Origin of the sequence: Kribbella sp. NPDC000426, assembly GCF_040300265.1 — a bacterium.
GTDB lineage: Bacteria > Actinomycetota > Actinomycetes > Propionibacteriales > Kribbellaceae > Kribbella.
This window is the reverse complement of the sequence record NZ_JBEPDK010000001.1, coordinates 1133853-1156108: the sequence shown is the minus strand read 5'-3', so window position 1 is coordinate 1156108 and position 22256 is coordinate 1133853. Positions and strand designations below refer to the sequence as shown.

The 22256-nt window shown below is 69.5% G+C and carries 24 protein-coding genes; 17 read left to right on the top strand and 7 right to left on the bottom strand.

The window, feature by feature from the left end; all coding sequences use genetic code 11:
• Positions 1-66: 66 nt before the first annotated feature.
• A complete protein-coding gene (locus ABT313_RS05605; protein WP_350849018.1) occupies positions 67-666 on the bottom strand; it encodes a uridine kinase family protein in 600 nt (199 codons plus the stop codon).
• Positions 667-726: 60 nt separating this feature from the next.
• Here ABT313_RS05605 and ABT313_RS05600 point away from each other — a divergent pair, with 60 nt between their 5' ends.
• On the top strand, positions 727-1155 hold the full coding sequence (locus tag ABT313_RS05600) for a hypothetical protein (protein WP_350849016.1): 429 nt from the start codon (positions 727-729) through the stop codon (positions 1153-1155).
• Here ABT313_RS05600 and ABT313_RS05595 read toward each other — a convergent pair.
• The gene (locus ABT313_RS05595) at positions 1115-1906 is read right to left on the bottom strand and encodes a phosphotransferase (protein ID WP_350849014.1); all 792 of its coding nucleotides are present in this window, start codon (positions 1904-1906) and stop codon (positions 1115-1117) included. The genes ABT313_RS05600 and ABT313_RS05595 overlap by 41 nt on opposite strands.
• A gap of 6 nt (positions 1907-1912) precedes the next feature.
• Complete coding sequence (locus ABT313_RS05590) at positions 1913-2878, bottom strand: sugar-binding transcriptional regulator (protein ID WP_350849012.1); 966 nt, start codon at positions 2876-2878, stop codon at positions 1913-1915.
• Positions 2879-2969: 91 nt separating this feature from the next.
• Between ABT313_RS05590 and ABT313_RS05585 the strand changes: the two genes are divergently transcribed.
• Genes ABT313_RS05585 through ABT313_RS05565 form a run of 5 tightly spaced genes read left to right on the top strand, consistent with a single transcriptional unit; the run spans position 2970 to position 9090 of the window.
• Positions 2970-4349 (top strand): ABC transporter substrate-binding protein, encoded by a 1380-nt coding sequence (locus tag ABT313_RS05585; RefSeq protein WP_350849011.1) that lies wholly within the window; start codon positions 2970-2972, stop codon positions 4347-4349.
• Positions 4350-4361: 12 nt separating this feature from the next.
• Positions 4362-5324 (top strand): carbohydrate ABC transporter permease, encoded by a 963-nt coding sequence (locus ABT313_RS05580; protein WP_350849009.1) that lies wholly within the window; start codon positions 4362-4364, stop codon positions 5322-5324.
• On the top strand, positions 5321-6166 hold the full coding sequence (locus ABT313_RS05575) for a carbohydrate ABC transporter permease (protein WP_350849007.1): 846 nt from the start codon (positions 5321-5323) through the stop codon (positions 6164-6166). The genes ABT313_RS05580 and ABT313_RS05575 overlap by 4 nt, the downstream gene beginning before the upstream one ends.
• Positions 6167-6210: 44 nt before the next feature.
• Positions 6211-7626 carry a mannitol dehydrogenase family protein gene (locus tag ABT313_RS05570; RefSeq protein WP_350849005.1) on the top strand — a complete coding sequence of 472 codons (1416 nt, stop codon included), beginning with the start codon at positions 6211-6213 and terminating at the stop codon, positions 7624-7626.
• Positions 7627-7635: 9 nt separating this feature from the next.
• Entirely contained in the window at positions 7636-9090 is a 1455-nt protein-coding gene (locus ABT313_RS05565) for an FGGY family carbohydrate kinase (protein WP_350849003.1), read from the top strand.
• A gap of 13 nt (positions 9091-9103) precedes the next feature.
• On the opposite strand, the gene ABT313_RS05560 is transcribed toward ABT313_RS05565, so the two are convergent.
• Both ABT313_RS05560 and ABT313_RS05555 read right to left on the bottom strand, forming a co-directional pair.
• The gene (locus ABT313_RS05560) at positions 9104-10357 is read right to left on the bottom strand and encodes a sensor histidine kinase (protein WP_350849001.1); all 1254 of its coding nucleotides are present in this window, start codon (positions 10355-10357) and stop codon (positions 9104-9106) included.
• Complete coding sequence (locus ABT313_RS05555) at positions 10354-11046, bottom strand: response regulator transcription factor (RefSeq protein ID WP_350848999.1); 693 nt, start codon at positions 11044-11046, stop codon at positions 10354-10356. The genes ABT313_RS05560 and ABT313_RS05555 overlap by 4 nt, the downstream gene beginning before the upstream one ends.
• Positions 11047-11171: 125 nt before the next feature.
• On the opposite strand from ABT313_RS05555, the gene ABT313_RS05550 reads away from it, so the two are divergent.
• The 6 genes from ABT313_RS05550 (at position 11172) to ABT313_RS05525 (ending at position 15634) form a co-directional block, all read left to right on the top strand.
• Positions 11172-11369, top strand: coding sequence for a hypothetical protein (locus tag ABT313_RS05550; protein ID WP_350848997.1), 198 nt, complete (start codon positions 11172-11174; stop codon positions 11367-11369).
• Entirely contained in the window at positions 11366-12349 is a 984-nt protein-coding gene (locus tag ABT313_RS05545) for an AAA family ATPase (RefSeq protein WP_350848995.1), read from the top strand. Before ABT313_RS05550 ends, ABT313_RS05545 begins: the two co-directional genes overlap by 4 nt.
• Positions 12346-13269 (top strand): DUF58 domain-containing protein, encoded by a 924-nt coding sequence (locus ABT313_RS05540; RefSeq protein ID WP_350848993.1) that lies wholly within the window; start codon positions 12346-12348, stop codon positions 13267-13269. The genes ABT313_RS05545 and ABT313_RS05540 overlap by 4 nt, the downstream gene beginning before the upstream one ends.
• Positions 13266-14204 carry a VWA domain-containing protein gene (locus ABT313_RS05535; RefSeq protein ID WP_350848989.1) on the top strand — a complete coding sequence of 313 codons (939 nt, stop codon included), beginning with the start codon at positions 13266-13268 and terminating at the stop codon, positions 14202-14204. The genes ABT313_RS05540 and ABT313_RS05535 overlap by 4 nt, the downstream gene beginning before the upstream one ends.
• Before the next feature lie 180 nt (positions 14205-14384).
• Positions 14385-15101 carry a S1C family serine protease gene (locus ABT313_RS05530; protein WP_350848987.1) on the top strand — a complete coding sequence of 239 codons (717 nt, stop codon included), beginning with the start codon at positions 14385-14387 and terminating at the stop codon, positions 15099-15101.
• A 35-nt stretch (positions 15102-15136) separates the two neighbouring features.
• Entirely contained in the window at positions 15137-15634 is a 498-nt protein-coding gene (locus ABT313_RS05525; RefSeq protein ID WP_350848985.1) for a YkvA family protein, read from the top strand.
• Between the two features lie 225 nt (positions 15635-15859).
• Here the strand turns inward: ABT313_RS05525 and ABT313_RS05520 are convergent, their stop codons facing one another.
• Positions 15860-16603, bottom strand: coding sequence for a sulfite exporter TauE/SafE family protein (locus ABT313_RS05520; RefSeq protein WP_350848983.1), 744 nt, complete (start codon positions 16601-16603; stop codon positions 15860-15862).
• Positions 16604-16685: 82 nt separating this feature from the next.
• On the opposite strand from ABT313_RS05520, the gene ABT313_RS05515 reads away from it, so the two are divergent.
• Positions 16686-17561, top strand: a complete 876-nt coding sequence (locus ABT313_RS05515) for a LysR family transcriptional regulator (protein WP_350848981.1) — start codon at positions 16686-16688, stop codon at positions 17559-17561.
• Here the strand turns inward: ABT313_RS05515 and ABT313_RS05510 are convergent.
• Complete coding sequence (locus tag ABT313_RS05510; RefSeq protein ID WP_350848979.1) at positions 17558-18256, bottom strand: TetR/AcrR family transcriptional regulator; 699 nt, start codon at positions 18254-18256, stop codon at positions 17558-17560. The genes ABT313_RS05515 and ABT313_RS05510 overlap by 4 nt on opposite strands.
• An 84-nt stretch (positions 18257-18340) precedes the next feature.
• Between ABT313_RS05510 and ABT313_RS05505 the strand changes: the two genes are divergently transcribed.
• From ABT313_RS05505 to pepN, 4 genes are read left to right on the top strand one after another with little or no spacing between them, the layout of a single operon-like run.
• Positions 18341-18877 (top strand): FAD-dependent oxidoreductase, encoded by a 537-nt coding sequence (locus tag ABT313_RS05505; RefSeq protein WP_350848977.1) that lies wholly within the window; start codon positions 18341-18343, stop codon positions 18875-18877.
• Positions 18775-19416 (top strand): FAD-dependent oxidoreductase, encoded by a 642-nt coding sequence (locus ABT313_RS05500; RefSeq protein ID WP_350848975.1) that lies wholly within the window; start codon positions 18775-18777, stop codon positions 19414-19416. The genes ABT313_RS05505 and ABT313_RS05500 overlap by 103 nt, the downstream gene beginning before the upstream one ends.
• Before the next feature lie 9 nt (positions 19417-19425).
• Positions 19426-19791 carry a hypothetical protein gene (locus ABT313_RS05495; protein WP_350848973.1) on the top strand — a complete coding sequence of 122 codons (366 nt, stop codon included), beginning with the start codon at positions 19426-19428 and terminating at the stop codon, positions 19789-19791.
• A 29-nt stretch (positions 19792-19820) separates the two neighbouring features.
• Entirely contained in the window at positions 19821-22253 is a 2433-nt protein-coding gene (pepN, locus tag ABT313_RS05490; RefSeq protein WP_350848971.1) for an aminopeptidase N, read from the top strand.
• Positions 22254-22256 lie beyond the last annotated feature (3 nt).

The window sequence follows — 22256 nt, the reverse complement described above, 5'->3', positions numbered from 1 at the left end:
GCGCATCCGGCAGTTCCGGGGTCGATGCCATCAGAAGTTGGTTAACTCCAGGCAAACAGTCTTGTTTTATTGGGACGTGGACGGCGTGAGAAGCGTCTCGATCCGGCGGCGGGCGGCCTTCGGGTGGAGCGGTTCGCAGCCGGCCTCGACGCAGCGCCGGACGACGACGGGGTCGTCGCGGAGCAGCAGGAGTCCGCGCCGGAGCAGAGTGAGCGGAGGTTTGCGGCGCTCGCGGAGGTCGCGCTGGAAGCGGCGGAAGAACGTCACGAGCCGGTGGTGACGGACGCAGATCGCCGCGGCGAGCAGGTCGCGATCGCGGAGCGCGCCGACGATCTGGTCGGCGAAGATGCCCTCAGCAACGATCAGCGCGGAGCCCTCGGTGGTGACGGGCCGGTGACCGACGGTGCCGTCGGCGGCGATGTCGTAGATCGGGAGGTCCGCGGCGCCCGTCGTACACAGTTGCTCGAGTGCCGCGACGGCCCGTTCGCCGTCCCACGACCGTGGGTCGTCCCAATCGACGATCCCGAGCGGGGACCGCGGCATCGCCTCGTCGTCCCCGTCCCGATAGAAGTCGTCCAGCCGCACCACCGGCAACCCCACCAACTCCGCCAGCCGCGACTTCCCCGCCCCCGAAGGCCCAGCCAGCAACACCACCCGTGAACGCACCGCCCCATTCTCCGCCAGTTCCTGCAGTAACAGCGAATCCCCGCCCCGCGATATCCAGACGTGCCGAAGATGAAGCTGGGCGCCGCCGTGTACGCGCTGGTCGCGGTTGGGTGGCTCGCGTCTGCCGTCGTGCTGGTCGTCCGGCCATTCGGGGCGTACGCCGACGCCGAGCGATGGTTTCAGATCGCCACCGCGATCGTGTTCGCGCTCAACGGCGTGCTGTTCGCGGTCGGCGCGGTGACGCGCCGCGGACTGGCAGGTCGTACCGGGCCGTGGATCTGCCGCAACGGCTGGGTCCTGGTCGCCGGCCTGGTCGTCGTCATGTTCGTGCTGTCGCTGCTGACCGACGCCGAAGGCATCTCGCCGTTCCCGACGGCTACGGGGCTCTTCATCCCGCACTGGGTCAACCGGCTGAAGGAGAAGTACGACGAGGGCGTGGCGGAAGCGGTCAGAGAAGGGCCCGGCGAAGCTCGGCCGCCGCTTGGGTGAACCACTCGTTGGTGCGGTTGGTGAGTTCGGATTCGCCGGTGGTCCAGCGTTGGTGGAACCAGGGGTGGCCGGATTCGGCGCCGTGGCGGACGTAGGCCATGCACCAGATGTGGTTGTCGGCGGCGGCGTCGACCAGGCGGAGGCGGTCGGGATCGGTGAGGCCGTAGGCGTCGGCGAAGCGGCGGAGGCGGGTGAAGGAACGGCCCCGGCGTACGTCGTGGATGTCTGCCTTGGGGCGGAGCGGCGCCCACAAACGGACCGCGGTTGCGACATCCCAGAGGGGTGAGCCGGGCCCGGCGAGGTCGAAGTCGATCAGGGCGGCCGCGACGCCGTTGCGGAAGACCACGTTGTCCAGGTTCGGATCGTTGTGGCTGATCAGCCCGGTGACGTACGCCGACGGCACCGGCTCGGCCCACTCCAGCCCGACCGGCCGGAAGTCCGCCACAGCCTGGTGGTAGTCGCGCAGCAGGTGCGCGACGCTGTCCAGCGCCTCGTCCGTCATCGACCAGCCCGGGTACGGCGTGGTGACGGTCTCGCCAGGCAGGTACGACAACACTTCCCGGCCTTGCGAGTCGATCCCGAGCAACCGCGGCGCGCCCTCGAACCCGACCCGCTCCAGGTGTTCGAGCAGGGCATGCGTGGCCTGGCTGCTGGGGCGCAGCGGGCGACGGACGGTGTTCCCGACCCGCACGACCAGCCCACGGTTCGCAGTACCGCCGAGCAGCTGGGTCTCAACCTCGGGCGAAGGCATCGCGGGTCAGTGTGTCTCGTTCAGCAGGGCCTTCGCCAGGGGTGCGTGGGTAACGATCCCGTTGACCAGCCCGCTGCGTACGGCGGCGCGCACCGCGGCCACCTTCGCCAGCCCGTACGGAATCGCGATCACCTCGTCGATCTTGTTCATCTGCTCGGCGTTGATCGCGATCACCCGCTCGGTGACGCGGCTCTGCACGGGCTCGCCGTTCGCGTCGACGAACACCCCGGAGATGTCGGCGACCACGCCGCGCTTCTCCAGCTGCTCACAGGCCTTCTCGTCCATCGCGTCGTACAGCGTCGACTGCCCGGCCGCCCATGAGCCGAGCCCGACCACGGCCTTGCTGACCGAGTCGAAGTGGCTGATCGCCTCCGCCACCTCCGGCTGCTGCCGCAACGTCCGCGCGGTCACGGCGTCAGGCACGACCAGCGGCGCATAGAACAGGTACGCCGGTCCGCCCGACAACCGCGCCGTGTGGCGCACCAGCTCGACCGAGTTCGCCTCGACATCCGGTCGGGTGAGCGCACCGGTGAGTTGGACGACCGGCACGGGGGCGAGGGTCGTCAGCTGCTCGGTCATCGCCGTCACCGCGCGAGCCCAGGCGAGACCGAGGACGTCCTCCGCGGTGACGATCTCCGACAACAGATCCGCGGCCGCTTTGCCGAGCTGGGTCCGCAGAGCGGGCTCGTCGACCTCCGGCGTGTCGACCACGATCGCCCGCCGCAGGCCGAGCGCCTCCTGCAGCTGGACCGACAGCTCCAGGTCGATGGCCCCGGGGTGGCTGATCTCGATCCGCACCAGCCCGCTGCTGCGCGCTTGGTCGAGCAACCGCGCGACTTTGAACCGGCTGAGCCGGAACTCGTCCGCGATCTCCACCTTCGATCGCCCGTCGACGTAGTACCGCCGCGCGATCGAGGCGGTCAGCACCAGCTGCGCCGGCCCGAAGGACTCCATCAAAGCCTCCCCGCTCATATGAGCACCATCGGACCCAAGTGTTGCACAGACCCTTGACAGGTCAAGTCCCTTCCTAGTTCACTCATCCTGTGAGCGGACGCTTGCTCAAATGAGCGGAGGAGCGCTAGTGGCCGGACGAAGGCTTGTGGCGGTAGGGATCGCGCTGGCGTTGAGCGCGGCCAGCGGGTGCGCCGGCTGGGGCGGTGGCGCCGGCGGCGGCGACAGCGCCGACAGCATCAACGTGCTGATGGTGAACAACCCGCAGATGGTCGACCTGCAGAAACTCACTGCGGACAACTTCACCAAGCAGACCGGCATCCACGTGAACTTCACCGTGCTCCCGGAGAACGACGTCCGGGACAAGATCAGCCAGGAGTTCTCCAGCCAGGCCGGTCAGTACGACGTGGCGTCGGTCAGCAACTTCGAGATCCCGATCTATGCCAAGAGCAAGTGGATCGCCCCGCTGTCGGACTACATCGCCAAGGATCCGTCGTTCGACCAGGACGACATCCTCAAGCCGATGACCCAGTCGATGACCGCGGACGACGGCAAGATCTACGGCGAACCGTTCTACGGCGAGTCGTCGTTCCTCATGTACCGCAAGGACATCCTGGCCGCCAAGGGCGTCGAGATGCCGGCCAAGCCGACCTGGCAGCAGGTCGCGGACATCGCCGCCGAGGTCGACAACGCCCAGCCCGGCATGCGCGGCATCTGCCTGCGCGGGCAGCCCGGCTGGGGTCAGCTGTTCGCCCCGCTCACCACGGTCGTGAACACCTTCGGCGGCACCTGGTTCACCCAGGACTGGCAGGCCCAGGTCAACGCGCCCGCGTTCACCGAGGCGACCAAGTTCTACGTCGATCTCGTCCGCGCGCACGGCGAGGCCGGCGCACCGCAGGCCGGCTTCACCGAGTGCCTGAACAACACCATCCAGAGCAACGTCGCGATGTGGTACGACGCGACCTCGGCGGCCGGCTCGCTCGAGGCGCCGAACTCGCCCGTGAAGGGCAAGATGGGCTACGCGCCGGCGCCGGTCGTGAAGACCGACAGCTCCGGCTGGCTGTACGCGTGGGCCTGGGGCATCCAGGAAGCCTCGAAGAAGAAGGACAACGCCTGGAAGTTCATCTCCTGGGCTTCCGGCAAGGACTACGAGAAGCTCGTCGGCGAGAAGGTTGGCTGGTCCAACGTTCCGGCCGGTAAGCGCGCGTCGACGTACGAGATCCCGGAGTACGTGAAGGAGGCGTCGGCGTTCGCCGAGCCGACGAAGTCGGCGATCGAGAACGCCGATCCGAACAACCCGGGCACCCAGCCGCGGCCTGCACCGGGGATCCAGTTCGTCGACATCCCGGAGTTCCCGGACCTCGGGACCCAGGTCAGTCAGGACGTGAGCTCGGCGATCGCCGGGCGGATGAGCGTCGACAAGGCTTTGAAACGCGGGCAGACGCTCGCCGACGACGTCGCCGAGCGGTACCGCTCGCGCGCAGCGAAGTGAGGGGTGCGGCTCATGTCTGTTGACGCCAAGAAGCCGACTGCGGTCAAGTCCGAGCGGCGGGCGGCGCCGCCCGGCTCGGAGGGCACGATCATGCGCAAGGCCGGCGACTGGGCCCGGCGCGGACCGTTGCTGCCGGCCCTGGTGTTCATGATCATCGTGACCCAGTTGCCGTTCGTGGTCACGATCATCGTGTCGTTCATGAACTGGAACGCCTACTACCCCGACGAGCGCGGGTTCGCCGGGATCGACAACTTCCGCCGGGTGCTGACCGACGTGAACACCCGGCACGCGATCTGGGTGACGATCCTGCTGACCGCGGGCGTCGTGCTGATCAGCCTCGTGCTCGGTCTGCTGATCGCACTGCTGCTCGACCGCAAGTTCCGCGGCCGCGGCGCGGTCCGGACGATGATGATCACGCCGTTCCTGGTCGTGCCGGTCGCCGCCGCGCTGCTGTGGAAGCACGCGCTGTACAACCCGACGTACGGCCTGTTCAACGGCGTACTGAAGTGGATCTTCGGTGACAACGCGCCGCAGCCGGACTGGATCAGCAACCAGCCGTTGTGGTCGATCATCTTCGCGCTGGTCTGGCAGTGGACGCCGTTCATGATGCTGATCCTGCTGGCCGGTCTGCAGAGCCGCCCGCTCGACGTGATCGAGGCGGCCGGCATCGACGGCGCGAACCAGTGGGAGATCTTCCGCTACATGACGCTCCCGCACCTGCGGCAGTACCTCGAGCTGTCGGCACTGCTCGGCTCGATCTACGTCGTACAGAACTTCGACGCGGTCTTCACGATCACGTCCGGCGGTCTCGGTACGGCGAACCTCCCGTACACGATCTACCAGACGTTCTACACCGCACACGACTACGGCCGGGCCTCGGCCGCCGGCGTCATCGTGGTGATCGGCACCATCGCGATCGCGACGTTCGCGCTCCGGTCGGTGTCCACGCTGTTCCGAGAGGAGACCGGTCGATGAGCGGCCAAGTCACGATGGTGAAGGGCCATAACCGGCGCGGTGGTAGTTGGGCGCTGAGTGGGCTGGCCTGGATCGTCGGCATCCTGTTCGTGCTGCCGGTGCTGTGGATGCTGCTGACGTCGTTCCACTCCGAGGAGAACGCGGCGAAGAACCCGCCGGACATCGCGGCGCCGCTGACGCTCGACGGCTACCGCTCGTTCTTCGACACCGGACCGTGGCCGTCGATCGCGAACTCGCTGACCGCGAGCATCCTGTCCACGGTGCTGGTGATCCTGCTCGCGTTCCCGGCGGCGTACGCGCTGTCGATCCGGCCGGTGAAGAAGTGGACCGACGTGCTGTTCTTCTTCCTGTCCACGAAGATGCTGCCGGTGGTGGCCGGCCTGCTGCCGATCTACCTGTTCGCGCAGTCGGTCGGGTTCCTGGACAACATCTGGCTGCTGATCATCCTGTACACCTCGATGAACCTGCCGATCGCGGTCTGGATGCTGCGCAGCTTCCTGTCCGAGGTGCCGGTCGAGATCCTCGAGGCTGCCTCCGTCGACGGGGCGTCGCTGACCCGCACACTGCGGTCCGTGGTCGCACCGGTCGTCACACCGGGTATCGCCTCGGCCGCGCTGATCTGCTTCATCTTCAGCTGGAACGAGCTGCTCTTTGCCCGAGTGCTGACCGGCACAGTGGCGCAGACCGCGCCGGTGTTCTTGACTGGGTTCGTGACCAGCCAAGGATTGTTCCTCGCCAAAGTCTGTGCCGCGTCGATCGTGGTGTCGCTGCCGGTGCTGATCGCCGGTTTCGCCGCACAGGACAAACTCGTCCAGGGTCTGTCGCTGGGGGCGGTCAAGTGAAGTTGTCTGCCGCGGCTCTCGATGCCCTGGGCAATGACGTTGGTGTGCCTTCCTACGACCGCACGGCGGTGACGCCGGGGATCGTGCACTTCGGGGTCGGCGGGTTCCACCGGGCGCACCAGGCGATGTATCTGGACCGGCTGATGAATGACGGCAAGGCGCTGGACTGGGGCATCGTCGGCGTCGGGGTGCTGCCCCAGGACCGGCGGATGTACGACGTCCTGCCGGCGCAGGACCACCTGTACACGCTGGTCGTCAAGCATCCCGACGGCACCCTCGAACCTCGGGTGATCGGCTCGATCGTCGGATACCTGTTCGCGCCGGACGATCCGAACGCCGTGCTGGCTCGGATGGTCGACCCGGCGACGCGGATCGTGTCCCTGACGATCACCGAGGGCGGGTACCACGTGAACCAGGTGACGGGCGAGCTGGACGCGTCCGACCCCGCGCTGGCGGCGGACCTGGAGCCGGGGGCGACGCCGGGGAGCGCGTTCGGGTTCATCGTCGAGGCGCTGCGGCTGCGCCGGGAGGCCGGCGTACCGCCGTTCACGGTGATGTCGTGCGACAACATCCCGGGCAACGGGCACGTCGCGCGCAAGATGATCGCGGGTTTCGCGCGGCTGAAGGATCCGGCGATCGCGGACTTCCTGGAGACCGAGGTGCGGTTCCCGAACTGCATGGTCGACCGGATCACGCCGGTGACGACGGACGCGGACCGGGAGGCGCTGGCCGAGCGGTTCGGGGTCGAGGACGGCTGGCCGGTGGTGTGCGAGCCGTTCACGCAGTGGGTGCTCGAGGACGACTTCGGCCTGGGCCGGCCGCCGTACGAGGATGTCGGCGTACAGATCGTCGAGGACGTCGAGCCGTACGAGCTGATGAAGCTGCGGCTGCTGAACGCCTCGCACCAGGCGCTGTGCTACCTCGGGTATCTGGACGGCTATCGGTACGCCCACGAGGTGTGTCAGGACAAGCTGTTCGTCGATTTCCTGCTCGGCTACATGGACGACGAAGGTACGCCGACGCTGCCGCCGGTGCCGGGTGTCGATCTTGACCGCTACAAGCATCAGCTGATCGAGCGGTTCGCGAACCCGGAGGTGCGGGACACGCTGGCGCGGCTGTGCGCGGAGAGCTCGGACCGGATCCCGAAGTGGTTGCTGCCGGTGGTGCGCGAGCAGTTGGCGGCCGACCGGGAGATCAAGCGCTCGGTTCTGGTCGTGGCGTCGTGGGCCCGGTACGCCGAGGGCACGGACGAGCAGGGCGGCGCGATCGAGGTCGTCGACCGGCTGCGGGACCGGCTGGTCGAGCGGGCGCAGCACAACCGGGCGGATCCACTGGTGTTCATTTCGGACCCGGATCTGTTCGGTGATCTCGCGTCGGACGAGCGGTTCGTCACGCAGTACGAGGCCGCGCTGAAGTCGCTCCACGAGATCGGTGCGCGCGCCACGCTCGAAGCCCTGTAGCGTCGGAGCATGACTGAGCTGAGGCTGGTGGCCGGGGTGGACTGCTCCACCCAGGCGACCAAGGTTCTGGTGTGTGACGCCGAGACCGGCGCGGTGGTGCGCGAGGGGCGGGCGCCGCACCCGGACGCTACCCAGGTGGACCCCGCCGAGTGGTGGAAGGCGTGGGAGATCGCGTCCGACGGCCTGCTGGACGGCGTACAGGCGATCGCGGTGGGCGGCCAGCAACACGGCATGGTCCTGCTGGACGAGTCCGGCGAGGTGGTCCACCCCGCCGTCCTCTGGAACGACACCAGCTCGGCCGACGCCACAACCGAACTGATCGCCGAACTAGGCGGCGCCGACGCCTGGGCCGAAGCAATCGGCTCCGTTCCCGTCCCCAGCTTCACCGTCACCAAACTCCGCTGGCTCCGCGACGAAGCCGCCGGCGCGGATGGTGGGGAGACAGCCGCCATGCGACGGGAGGCGGCTCGACGGGCGGCGGCGGTGGTCTTGCCGCACGACTGGGTGACGCATCAGTTGGCGGCTGGCCGGCGGGGGATCGATGGGATTACCACCGATCGCGGGGACGCGTCGGGGACCGGGTGGTGGTCGGCGGCGACGAACAGTTATCGCACGGATCTGGTGGAGCTTGCGTTTGGGCGGCAGTTGGCGCTTCCGCGGGTTGCCGGGCCCGGGGAGGTTGTGGGTGAGACTGCATTCGGTGCCGTGATCGGTGCGGGGACCGGCGACAACGCGGCGGCAGCGCTGGGGCTCGACCTGCAGCCCGGTGATGTTGCTGTCTCACTCGGCACCAGCGGTACGGCGTTCGCGCGTTCGGCCAACCCGACCGCTGACCCGACCGGCCTGGTCGCGGGTTTCGCGGACGCGACCGGTGAGTACCTCCCGCTCGTCTGCACACTGAACGCGGCCCGCGTGATGTCCGCGACCGCGACCATGCTCGGCCTCGACCTGGCCGAGTTCGACGAGGCCGCGATCACCTCGCCCGGCAGCGACGGCCTGGTGCTGCTCCCGTTCCTGGACGGCGAGCGTACGCCGGACCTCCCGCACTCCACCGGCCTGGTCTACGGCCTCACCCGCGCAACCATGCAGCCGGCGACCATGGCCCGCGCTGCGGTCGAGGGCCTCCTCTGCGGCCTCGCCGACGCCGTCGACGCCCTCCGCGCCCAGGGCCTCCCGGTCCGCCGGGTCCTCCTGCTGGGCGGCGGCGCCCGCTCCCGCTCCGTACAAGCCCTCGCCCCGGCCCTCCTGGGTGCCGAGGTCGTCCTCCCCGAACCAGCCGAGTACGTCGCGCTCGGCGCCGCCCGCCAAGCCGCCTGGGCCCTCACCGGCGAGCTGCCGACCTGGCAGATCCCCGTCGGCAAGCCCGAACCGGCGATCACCCTCGATGCCGCGAAGATCCGCGCGAACTACGAGCAGGTCCTCACGAACACCCGCCCGCTCCTGTCCCAGCCCTACAACCGCTGAGCCGCGCCGAGCGTCAGCGCCGGGGACCGAGGGGGTCCCCGGCGGGTGGGGTCGGGGCGCGGCCGGAGGCGTCGGTGAGGGAGCGTTCGGGCAGCCAGATCACGAACGTGCTGCCGATCCCGAGCTCCGAGTGCAGCGCGACGGTCCCGCCGTGGGACTCGGCGATCTGGCGGACGATCGCTAGCCCCAGCCCGGCCCGCCGCTGACCACTCGAGGGTACTGTCGCCGGCGCCTGCCGTTGACCGGCCCGGAAGAACCGGTCGAAGACCCGGTCGGCGTCGTCGGCCGCGATGCCGGGCCCTTCGTCGCGGACCGCGATCCACGCCCAGCCGTTGCGGCTGCCGACCGCCAGCACGAGTTCACTCCCGCCGCGGGCCAGCCGGACCGCGTTCGAGAGCAGATTGTCGACGGCCCGACGCAGCGCCGACGCGTCCCCGGCCGCGATCGGTCCCGGCGCGAGCCGCAGTACGACGTGGAGCTCGCGATCCGCAGCGAGCAGTTCGTACTCCTCGGCCGCCTCGCCCGCGATCGCGGCGAGATCCACATCGGCATCCACGAACGCCGGCGACGACCGCCGCGCCGATGCCAGCAGGTCCTCGACCAACCGCGTCATCCGCGCGATCGCCCGGCTCACGATCGCGGTCGCCTGGGCCCGGTCCTCCGGCGGCGTGTCGTCGTGCGCGAGTACGGCGTCGACGTTCGCCTGGATGACCGCGAGCGGATTGCGCAGCTCGTGCGACGCGTCGTCGACGAGCTGGCGCTGCGCCACGAAGGCCGACTCCAGCCGGCCGAGCATGCCGTCGACGGTGTCGGCCAGGTTCCGCAGCTCGTCGCGCGGGCCGCCGAGGGCGATCCGACGGGACAGGTCGGTTGCGGAGATCTCCTGGGCCGTCGCCGTGATCCGGCGCACCGGGCGCAGCGCCCGGCCCGACAGCCACCACCCGGTGCCGAGACTGACCAGGAACAGTCCCGCCATTCCGACGGCCGAGTAGTTCCGCAGGCTCTCCAGTGTCTGGTAATTCACCGCGGACTGCAGGCTGGAGATCTCCGCGGCCTGGATGACCTGGCCGTCCTTGAGATGGATCTTGCCTTCGTGATCCGTGTAGTACTTCTTGACCTCGATCTGGTTGAGCGGTTTCGCATCGAGGATCTGCTCCAGCGCGAGATACACCCCGCCGAGCAGCAACGCCGACAGCGCTATCAGTACGGCGGAGTACGTCAGGGTGAGCCGGAACCGGATCGTCTGGGCCCAGGTCGGGAGTCTCATTCCTCACCTCGCAGCCGGTAACCGCGGCCGATGACGGTCTCCAGGACCGGCTCCTCACCGTCCTGCGTGAGCTTTCGACGCAACGTCCCGACGGTCACCCGGACGCTCTGGGTGAACGGATCGGCGTTCTCGTCCCAGACGTGCTCGAGTAGTTCCTCGGCCGAGACGACATGACCGGGACGCGACATCAGATACCGCAGTACGCCGAACTCCTTCAACGTCAGCGTCAGCTCACGCCCGGAGCGGGTCGCTAGGTGCCGGGACGAGTCGAGCACGAGCTCACCGACATGCAACTGCGTCGTGCCGTTGGTGACATCTCGCCGCAGCAATGCCCTGATCCGGGCCAGCAGCTCGACCAACGCGAACGGCTTGGTCAGGTAGTCGTCCGCACCTTCGTCGAGGCCGCGAACCCGGTCGGCCAGCGAGGCACGCGCGGTCAGCATCAGCACTCGCAGCTCCCGTCCCGATGCCACCTCGATCTCGCCCCGCCGGACCGCCCGGCACAGGTCGAGTCCGCTGGTGTCCGGCAGCGTGATGTCGAGGATCGCCAGGTCGTACGCCGTGGTCGCGAGCTTCTCGACCGCTTCCGCGCCGGTCGTCGCCGCGTCGACGGCGTACCCGGCCCGGCCGAGTCCGGAGCGCAGCGCACTGACCAGCCCTTCCTCGTCCTCCACCACCAGTAGTCGCACGCGTCAAAGGTAGCCGGGGGAGCGTGAACCGCCGGTGTGCGCTTTCGGTGCGCTTTCGCTCCGCTTTCCGGTCGTTTTCGCGGCCGCTTGATGAGCTGTGGCCAACCTGATCGAAGGAGATCCCGATGAAGAAGCTCATCCTTGGTACGGCGGTGGTGGCCGCGGCGCTCGGGGCCGGCGGGGTGGCGTACGCCGCGACGAACGATCCCGCACCGGAGCAGGGATATGTGACGGTCGAGGACGGAGCGAGCACTCCGGCCCCGGCGCCGTCGTCGACGGACTGCCCGGAGAAGGACGGCCAGAACCCGAGCGGGAACGCATGACCTCGGCCCCGCTCGAGCATGCGTTGTTCGAGGTGAAGAAGGTCGTCGTCGGCCAGGACCACCTGGTCGAGCGGATGCTGGTCGGATTGCTTGCCCGCGGCCACTGTCTGCTCGAAGGCGTGCCCGGGGTGGCGAAGACACTGGCCGTGCGGACGCTGGCAGAGGTGATCGGCGGCCGGTTCGCGCGGCTGCAGTTCACTCCGGACCTGGTGCCCGGCGACATCACCGGCACCCGGATCTGGCGGCCGTCGACGGAAGGTTTCGACACCGAGCTCGGCCCGGTGTTCGCCAACCTCGTCCTCGCGGACGAGATCAACCGCGCGCCGGCGAAGGTCCAGTCCGCGCTCCTGGAGGCGATGGCCGAACACCAGGTCAGCATCGGCGGTACGTCGTACCGGCTGCCCGAGCCGTTCCTCGTCCTCGCCACCCAGAACCCGATCGAGTCCGACGGCGTGTACGCGTTGCCGGAGGCGCAACGGGACCGGTTCCTGCTGAAGATCACGGTCGACTACCCGTCGCCGTTGGAGGAGCTGACGATCCTGCAGCGGATGAGCGCGCACCGGCCGCACGCCGGCGCCGTACTCACGCCGGAGCAGGTCGTTCAGTTGCAGGAGGCAACGGATGACGTCTTCGTGCACAACGCGGTCGCGGAGTACGTCGTCCGCCTCGTGCACGCGACCCGGGCACCCGAGCAGTACGGGATCCATGACCTGGCCGGGGTTCTGGACTTCGGCGCCAGCCCCCGGGCGACGCTGGGTCTGGTCGCCGCCGGGCGGGCGCTGGCGCTGCTTCGCGGGCGGGACTATGTGTTGCCGGCCGACGTGTACGACGTGGCGCTCGACGTGATGGCGCATCGGTTGGTGCTGACGTTCGACGCGCTGGCCGACGGGGTCGATCCGCGGTCGGTGATCGCCCGCATACTGCAAACGATCCAGCAGCCACACGTGGTGCCCGCCGACGACGACGTCACCGCGGCATGACCGACCTCCTCGCGGGGCGCGAGCGGGCGTTACGGTCACTGGAGCTGTCCGTGAAGCGCAAGCTGGAAGGGTTCCTGCACGGCGAGATCACCGGTCTGCGCAGCGGCCTCGGCAGTGAACCGAACGAGGCGCGACCGTACCAGCCCGGCCAGGACGACGTACGGCGGATGGACTGGAACGTCACCGCCCGCTCCCTCGAGCCGCACGTCCGCGCACCGCTCGCCGAACGCGAACTGGAGACCTGGGCCCTGCTCGACGCCTCCGCCAGCATGGACTTCGGTACCGCACTCAGCGAGAAACGCGATGTCGCGGTCGCGATCGTCGGCGCGCTCGGACTCCTCGCCGATCGTCCCGGCAACCGCCTGGGTGTTCGCGTTGCCCTCGGCAACGACCTTCGCCGGCTGCCGGCCGCGGCCGGCAGGCTCCAGCTCCGGCATACGATCCGGGCCTTGCTCACACTGCCCAGACCTGAACCCGGCGCCGTTCCGCGAACGGATCTGGGGCAGGCGGTCAGTCGCCTCGACCGGGAACATCCGCGACCAGGTCTACGCGTGATCGTTTCGGACTTCCACGAAACCAACTGGACGGACCCGCTCCGGCGGCTGACCGCCCGGCACGAGGTCATCGCCGTCGAGGTCCTCGACCCGCGCGAACTCGAGCTCCCCGAGGTCGGCCTGCTCACCCTTGTCGACCCCGAGACCGGCCGCCGCCGCGAGATCCAGACCGCGAACCACACCCTCCGCCGTCGCTATGCCGAGGCGATGACGGCGCACCGCGACCACACCGCCCAGGCGATCCGCTCGGCCGGCGCTGCACACCTGGTGTTGCGCACCGACGCCGACTGGGTCCGCGACGTCGCATCCTTCGCCACCGCCCGTCGCCGGGCCGGTGCCCGCTCCGTGAGAACTGGTGTCAGATGAGATTCGAGCAACCCCTGTGGCTCTGGCTGCTGGTGCTGGTCGCCGCCCTCGTGGCGGCGTACCTGGTCGCCCAGCGGCGCCGGACGAAGTACGCCGTCCGGTTCGCGACCCTCCCGATGCTGGAGAAGGTCGCCCCGAAGCGGCCCGGCTGGCGCCGGCACGCGCCGGCCGCGGCCTTTCTCGCGGCACTGACGGTGCTGACGATCGCGATCGCGCGGCCGGTCGCCGACATCCGCGTGCCGCGGGAGCGGGCGACCGTGCTGGTCGCGATGGACGTGTCGAACTCGATGGCGGCCACCGATGTGGCGCCGAACCGGTTCGAGGTGGCGAAGCAGGCGGCGGTGCAGTTCGTGCAGGAGCTGCCGGCGAAGTTCAACGTCGGTCTCGTGTCGTTCGCTCGTACGGCGAACGTCGTGGCGGCGCCGAGCACGGATCATCAGGCGACCGTGGACGCGATCAACGGGCTGCAGCTGAACGACAGTACGGCGATCGGGGACGCCGTACTCACCAGCCTGCAAGCGGTCCGGACGATCGATCCCGACGATCCGCCGCCAAGTCGGATCGTGCTGCTGTCCGACGGCGGCAACACCTCCGGCCGCCCGATCGACGAAGCTGCCGAGGCGGCATCCCAGGCCGGTGTGCCGGTGTCGACGATCGCCTACGGCACGCCCGACGGCACCGTGAACCTCGACGGCCGCGACATCCCGGTCCCGGCCGACACCGAGGCCCTCCAGGAGCTGGCCGAGGCCACGGCCGGAACCTTCTACCAGGCCGAGAGCGACGACCAGTTGCGCGACGTGTACTCCGACCTCCAGTCCTCCATCGGCTGGACCACAGAACCCCGCGAGATCACCAACCTGGTCGCCGGAGCCGCCCTGGCCGCGGCCCTGCTCGCGGCCATCGCCTCCCTTCTCTGGTTCTCCCGCCTCCCGTAAGGAGCCCCCATGCCACCCCACCTGGGCCACCCTTTCCGAGGCCCCGACTACCTCCCCGGGCCACCTCCCGCCGACCCCGTCACCCCGGTCACCGCCGCGGCACCCCCCTCTCCGACGGCGGCACCTCAGATCGGGGTGACGGCCGCCCCACCTAAAGCAGTCCGCCGGCGGGGAGGCTTGGTGGTCGGCACGCTTGTGCTCTCCATCGCCGCAGGCGGGCTTGCCGGCGCTCTGACCGGTTCGCGGGAACCGGGGCCGGCGGATCTCCCGCAGGTGGCAGCGCCACCGGCTGCGGCTCAGGGTTCGATTTCGGCTGCTGCGGCAAGCGTGCTTCCGGGAGTGGTGTCGGTGCGGGCCGGCCGGGCGACCGGCTCCGGCTTCGCCGTGGACCAACAGGGGCATGTGGTGACGAACGCACACGTGGTGGAAGGAGCGGGTGATGTCTCGCTGGTGCTCTCGAACGGCCGCACGGTCGACGCGACCGTTCTCGGATCCGACCCGGACAACGACCTCGCCGTACTCCAAGTCTCTACGACCGACGCCGCGGGACTGCGTGCGCTCACGCTCGGCAGGTCCGCGCAGTTGCGGGTCGGTGACCCGGTGCTCGCGGTCGGATCCCCGCTCGGCCTGGAAGGAACGGTGACGGCCGGCATCGTCAGCGCCCTCGACCGGCAGGCCCGCTTCGGCGACAACAACACCCGCCAGTCCGCGATCCAGACCGACGCGGCGATCAACCCGGGCAATTCGGGCGGTCCGCTCGTCAACGCCGCCGGTCAGGTCGTCGGCGTCAACACCGCCATCGCGACCCTGGGCAGCTCCCGCTCCGGCAACATCGGCATCGGTTTCGCGATCCCGGTCGACCGGATGACCACGATCGTCGAAGACCTGCTCGACTGACCGCTACCCAGCACCCCACCCCCTACAGTTGATGGATGGCGTACTTCGGTGGGTTTCTCGGGCTGATCGGGCTGTTGACCCTGATCTTCCGGGACGGGGACGTGGCCGGGATACCCGCGGCACTGGTCGGCGGCGTACTGCTCGTGGCGGGCGTGGCGCTCGGCGCGTTCGGCGTCGTACGGCGGCGTCGCATCCGCCGGCGCAAGATCGCGAACGGCGAGCCGGTCCCGGTCGGTGACATCTTCCAGCGGGCCCGCGCCCTGCCGCGGCTTTTGCGCGACGTCCGTCAGGGCGCGTACGCCGACCTGCCGAAGAGCCGGCCGTTCATCTGGGTGCTGGCGCTGGTCTATCTGATCTCGCCGATCGACATCCTGCCTGACGTGCTGCCGCTGCTCGGTGTCACCGACGATGCCGGCGTGGCCGTCTGGCTGCTCACCAGCGTGTCGACGGCCACCGGCCTCTACCTCAACCGCGAGCGTGAGCGTCAGCGCCTGGGCAATCGTGACCTCGGCACCGGTGGACCCACGCACTGATGTCGGCCGTCGCCTCCTCGGGATGCTCGTAGGCGAACAGCTGCAAGGAATCCGTCGGGGTCGAGGGATGGGCTAGGCGGTCAGCGGCTTCCATGAGCTGATGAGCGGCCGCCACTACCCGAGCGGCCTGCTCGCGTGCCACGGCCGGATCCTCCAGCGTGACCGCAGCGGCCGCCAGGTCGGCGACTTCGCAAGCCTGGTAGGCCATTGCCAGCTGCGCGCGGTTCATCCGAACGCCCGCACGAAGAAGACAGCGGTCATCGCGACCGCGGTCGTCAGCACCAGGACGCGCAGCGCGGTCGGCGGCAGCCGGCGTACGACGTGGGCGCCGAAGTAGCCACCGACGACAGCGCCGGCAAGCAGGACGACCAGGCGGACCGGCTGGGACAGTACGTCGGCAGCGAAGATGAAGATCACGGCAGCGGTCAGGTAGACGGCCGCGACCTGGATGACGCGCAGCGGGTTCCCGCGGGCCGGGTCGAGTGAGGTCGTCGCGGTCCAGAACGCGAGCATCATCAGCCCGACCGCGCCGCCGAAGTACCCGCCGTAGATCGCCAGCAGGAACTGGCCGGCCAGGATCGCCGCCGGTCCCGGTTGTCCCAGCCGCAGCGCGGCGGTCAGCCGTCGGCCGAAGGCGAGGACGACGGTCGCGAACGCCAGCAACCACGGCACCGCCGCGTCGAAAGATGCCGAGGGCAACCACAGGAGCAGCCCGGCGCCGATCGCGCCGCCGCAGACACTGGCGACTGTCAGTCGTGCCGGCGACGGATGGGCGAGGCCCTCGAACTCCCGCCGGTAGACCCACGCACTCGTGGCGTTGCCAGGCAGCAGCGCGACGGTCGTGGTCGCATTCGCGGTAACCGGCGGCACGCCGGCCGCGACCAGCGCGGTGAGTGCCACGAAGCTCCCGCCACCGCCGACCGCATTCAGCGCGCCGGCGGCGACACCGGCCAGAAGGATCAGCAGCACCCTTCGAGGATCAGGGCTGCAAGCGCCTTCCACAATGCGCGATCTCCGTAGCCAGCCTCAGGCTGGGACGTAGGCTGAGTGCATGCGGTACGACCTCGACGATCTCCGGCTCTTCACCAACGTCGCGGCAGAGGGCTCGATCACTGCCGGCGCGCGGGTGATGCACCTCAGTCTGCCTTCGGCCAGCGCACGGGTCAGAGCGCTTGAAACGCAGGCCGGCGTACCGTTGCTGATCCGCGAGCGGCGGGGTGTCCGGCTGACTCCCGCGGGCGCCACGCTGGCCCGGCATGCGCGCGAGGTGCTCGCCGAGACGACCCGGCTGGACAGCGCGGTCGCGTCGTACGCCGTCTCCAGGGCCGCCCCGGTCCGGCTCGTCGCGGGCGGTTCGGCGATGCATCAACTCGTCCCGGTCGCGCTCGCCACGTTCCTCCGCGAGCACCCGGAGTACGACGTCAATGTGAGCGAGCGGCGTACCGTCCGCAGCGTCCGGCTGCTCGCCGCCGGGGAGGCCGACCTCGGCGTGATCCTCGACGACGAGCCGACGTCGCTGCGGACCGAACCGCTCGCCGACGACTCCCTGGTCGTCATCGGCCAGGCCGGCGGCACCCTCACCGGCCGCACCTCGATCGCGTACGCCGAAGTTGCCGAGCACCCGCTGGTCGGGCTCGACCGCAATTCCCCGCTCACGCAATGGATGGACGACCGCCTCGGCCCGCACGCCCCGGCGCCGCGCTACCGCACCGTTGTACCGACCCTGCACACGCTGATCACCCTGGCGGCTGCCGGGGCCGGACTGGCGATCGTCCCGCGCCGGGCTGTCGACGCGATCGCCGCGTTGGACATCTGCCCGCTGCAGGACGCGTGGTCGACCCGCGCACATCTCCTTTGCTACGCCGCCGACGCCCCTGAGTCGGCGCACCTGTTGGCCCGTCACCTGCACGCGGCCGCCGGTCACTAGCCGCGCAGACTGCTCCGGATGCCTTCCAGCAGGTAGGTCAGGCCGAGCTCGAACACCTCGTCGGCCTGCAGATGCGGCGCGTCGTGGACCCACTCCTTCATCGCGGGATAGTTACCGGTGGCGAACATACGCAGCAGGTACGGCGCTGTCGCATGCTGCCACTCCCTTTGGTCGAGGCCGCTGGCGCGCTGGGCCCGACGCTCGGCGACCTCCTTGCGGACCGCGCCGATCACGTAGACGTTCACCGTCGCAAGCGCGCCGGTGACGGCGGCGAGATCGTCGAGCCCGGTGGCACGCAGAGCGGTCAGGGACGCTTCGCCGTGGGCAAGGGTCGCCGGACCGACATGCGGCCGGCCGCCGAGCAGCTCCGCGAACCACTCGTGCCGCAGGGCAACGCCGCGGATCCCGGTCGCGATCGAGCGGAGGACGGCATCCCAGGTCTCTCCGGCGGGTGCCGGCACCTCGGCATACGCCGCGTCGACCATCAGTGTGAGCAGCTCGTCCTTGGTGTCGACGTACCGATAGAGGCGCATCGGGCCGGCGTCGAGCGCGCCGGCGACCTTCCGCAAGGACACGGCGTCGAGGCCCGAGCCGTCGGCCAGCTCGATCGCGGCCCGCACGATCCGCCGCCGGCTGAGCGGGCTCGGCGCCTGCCGCTCGGACGGCTCCGGGCGATCCCAGATCAGGTCTGTCATCTCACACCCTCCATGGCCGGAACGATACACCGGCTCGCTCTGATACAGTGTATCGAAAGCTACGGCGTATCGGAGGAGTTCATGATGATCGCGATCATCGGCGGCGGCCCAGGCGGCCTCACGCTCGCGCGGATCCTGCACGTCCACGGCATCGACTCCGTCGTGTTCGAGCGCGACGCGTCCGGCGGCGCCCGCAGCCAGGGCAGCATGCTCGACCTGCACACCGACACCGGCCAGGCCGCGCTCCAGGCCGCCGGGCTCGAGCGGGAGTTCCTTGCGGCGGCTCGCGGCGAGGGGCAGGACCTGCGGATGCTGGACCACACCGGCACGATGCTGCTCCAGGAGGACACCCCCGACGACGCGCCGATGCTGCGCCCGGAGATCGACCGCGCCGACCTGCGGGACATCCTGCTGGCCTCACTCCCTGCGGGGACGGTCCGCTGGGGGAGCGCCCTCACCCATGCGGAAGCACGCGACGGCGGTCATCTCCTGCATTTCGTCGACGGGAGTACGGCGAGGTGCGACCTGCTCGTCGGCGCGACGGCGCGAACTCCCGGGTCCGCCCGCTGCTCACCGACGTCGAGCCGGCGTACTCGGGCAAGGTCGTGGTGCAGAGCTTGATCCGCGACGCCGATCGCACCCAGCCCGAGCTGGCCGAGATGGTTGGTCGCGGCAACTACTGGGCCTTCGGCCCGGACCGGATGCTGGGCGCGCAGCGCAACGGCAACGGCGTGGTCCAGGTCAGCGTGTCGATCTATGGCCCGTCCGACATGGACCCGGCGGTAGCGACCGGCCTACCGGACGAGTGGGCTCCGCAGTTCCGGCGATTACTGGCCGCTTGTGACGAGCCGTTCGTCGTGCGCCCGGCGTACCTGCTGCCCGTCGGTCTGACCTGGCCGCGCCGATCGGGGGTGACCCTGCTCGGGGACGCGGCGCACCTGATGCCGTCGCACGGTGAGGGCGCTAACCAGGCCATGCGCGACGCCGCCGAGCTCGCGCAGGCGATCGCCGCGCATCCGGACGACCTGGACGCCGCGCTCGCGCAGTACGAGCCGGCCATGTTCAAGCGCACCGCCGAGGTCGCGGAGAGATCCGCGGAGGTCGCAAAGATGATGACTGGCCCCGATGCCGCCCAAAAGGTGCTCGCGTTCTTCAGCTAGCGTGCAGGTATGGACGAGGTCGGCATTCCGCTGCAGGCGTTCGGTGCGTTGCTGCACAGCCAGAACATCGGCATGGTGTGCCGGGCGCTGAACATGTACCAGGTGGCCGCGGCGTACACGCAGGTCAGCGGCGGCAACCCGCTCGAGCCGATGGCCGACCAGGTGCGTGGGGTCGCTCGCGAGATCCTGTCCCGGCCGCCGGCTGAAGCGGATGAAGATTTCCGGGCCGGCTTCGATCACGTGAGCGCGTTGAACGTGCTGACCGTGCTGGCCGAGCCTGCGGATGCCGAGCTGATCGCAGCCGTGCTCGAGAACACGACGAACGACGAGATTCGCGCAGTGGCGAAGCTGGCGGCGGCGACCGCTCACGCTTAGTGTCCCTGAGCCGGGATAGCGTGCTCGTCATGCGCGCGCTGACAGTAGAAGAGGCCCGGCAACGGGCGGCAGACCTGGACTTGAGGTCGTACGAGGTCGCGTTCGACCTCACCGGCTCGGGGGACACGTTCGCCACGACCAGCCGGATCCGCTTCGGGGCCACGAGCAGCACGACTTGGGTCGACGTGAAACCCGAGCGGCTGATCAGCGTCGTACTCAACGGCGCGGTGCTCGATGTCGGTGCGCTCGACGGCGGCCGCTTCCCGCTCACCGGGCTGACGGCCGAGAACGAGCTCGTCGTGACTGCCGAGCTCAAGTACTCCGCGGACGGCGAGGGCCTGGTGCGCTCAGTCGACGCCGCCGACGGGCGCGTCTACACCTACGGCATGTCGTCGCTGGAGTCCGCCCCGCGCTACTTCCCCTGCTTCGACCAGCCCGACCTCAAAGCGCCGTACACGATGACGGTGAAGTGCCCGGAGGACTGGGTCGTCCTCGGCAACGGCGCCGCCACGCGGACCGCGCCAGGGGAGTGGGTGCTCGCCGAGACCAAGCCGCTGTCGACGTACTTCGTCACGCTCGTCGCCGGCCCGTACCACCTGATCCGCAGCGAGTACGACGGGATCCCGCTCGGGCTTGCCTGCAGGCAATCGCTGCAGGAGCACCTGGACCGCGACGCCGAGGACCTGTTCCGGTCCACGCGGGAGGCCTTCGACGCGTATCACGGGATGTTCCGGCAGCGGTACCCGTTCGGCGTGTACTGGCAGGCGTTCGTGCCGGACTTCAACCTCGGTGCGATGGAGAACCCGGGCTGTGTCACGGTCTCCGACGACTTCGTGTTCCGCGGCCCGGTGACCGAGGCCGAACGCAGTACCCGCTCGCGCGTGCTTGTGCACGAGATGGCGCATATGTGGTTCGGTGACCTGGTCACGATGAAGTGGTGGAACGACATGTGGCTGAACGAGTCGTTCGCCGAATACATGGCGCACCGGGTGTCGGAGGACGCGACCAGCTACGGCGGCAACTGGACGGATTTCGCGTTCGTTCGCAAGTGGTGGGGGCTGCAGACGGACCAGAGCAGCTCGACGCATCCGGTCGCGCCCGACAGCCTGAAGGATGCGCAGCAGTCACTCGACGACTTCGACGGGATCTCTTACGCCAAGGGCGCGGCGGTCCTCAAGCAGCTCGCGAAGTATCTCGGCGACGACGTGTTCCTCAAGGGAGTCAACGCGCATCTCGAGGCCCACGAGTACGGGAACGCGGAGCTGGGTGAGCTCATCGCGAAGCTGACCGAGGCCGGCGCGCAGGACCTGGATGCGTGGTCGGAGCAGTGGCTGCGGACCTCGGGCCTGGACACGATCACGGTCGAACGGACGGACACCGGAGTCATTCTGCATCGCAAGAGCCCCGATGACTCGCGCCGGCTGCACAAACTGAGCGTCGGCGGGTACGCCGCGGACGGATCGGCGACCTCGACCGATGTGGTGCTGTCCGGCGACTCCGTGGAAGTTGCGCTGAGCAACGATGTGGTGGTGGCGGACGCGCACGACGACACCTGGGCGAAGATCCGGCTGGACGCCGTCAGCCTGACGAATCTGCCGCAGGTGCTGCCGAAGATCGCGGACAGCACTACCCGTGCGGTGGTGTGGAACTCGATCCGGGACTCGGTCGCGGATGCGGAGCTGGATCCCCGGCGGGCGCTCGAGCTGTTCATCGCCGCGCTTCCGGACGAGGACAGCGATATCGCGGTCGGCTCGTTGACGCCGTGGCTGGAGGGGCGGGTGCTCGGCCGCTACCTGGACTACGAGCAGCACCGCGGGCCGGTGGCCGATGCCCTCGGCAACAAGCTGGCGACCACCGCGCCGGGGAGTAGCTTGCAGCTGATTGTCGCCCGGACGTTCGTCGCGACCACGGACGATGCTGAGCTGCTGAGTTCCTGGCTGAACGGCCGCGGTCCGGAGGGTCTGGTGGTCGACGCGGATCTGCGCTGGGCGATCGTGCTGCGGCTGGTCCGTCTCGGCGCGTTCGGTGCGGCCGAGATCGACGCCGAGCTGGTCCGGGACAAGTCGACGGAAGGCGTGACGCACGCCGCCCGCTGCCGCGCGGCTCTGCCCGACGGCAAGGAGGCGGCCTGGACCCGGATCATGACCGACCCGGCGGTCGGCGTACAGGAGCTGCTCGCCACCGCGGAAGGGTTCTGGCATCCGTCCCAGAGCGCCGTCACCGCGCCGTACGTGCGGCGGTTCTTCACCGACCTCCCGCGGACCGCGGAGATCCGGTCCGGCATGGTCGTCGGCCTGACCGCGAGCCGGCTCGCCCCGAAGTACGCGATCGACGAGCAGTTGATCGCACCGGCCGAGGCGCTGATCGCGGACCAGAGCGTGGCCCCGGCGATCCGACGGCAGACCGCCAACTTCCTCGACGACCTGCGCCGGGCCGTGGCGGTGCGCCAGGCCTTCGGCTGAGGT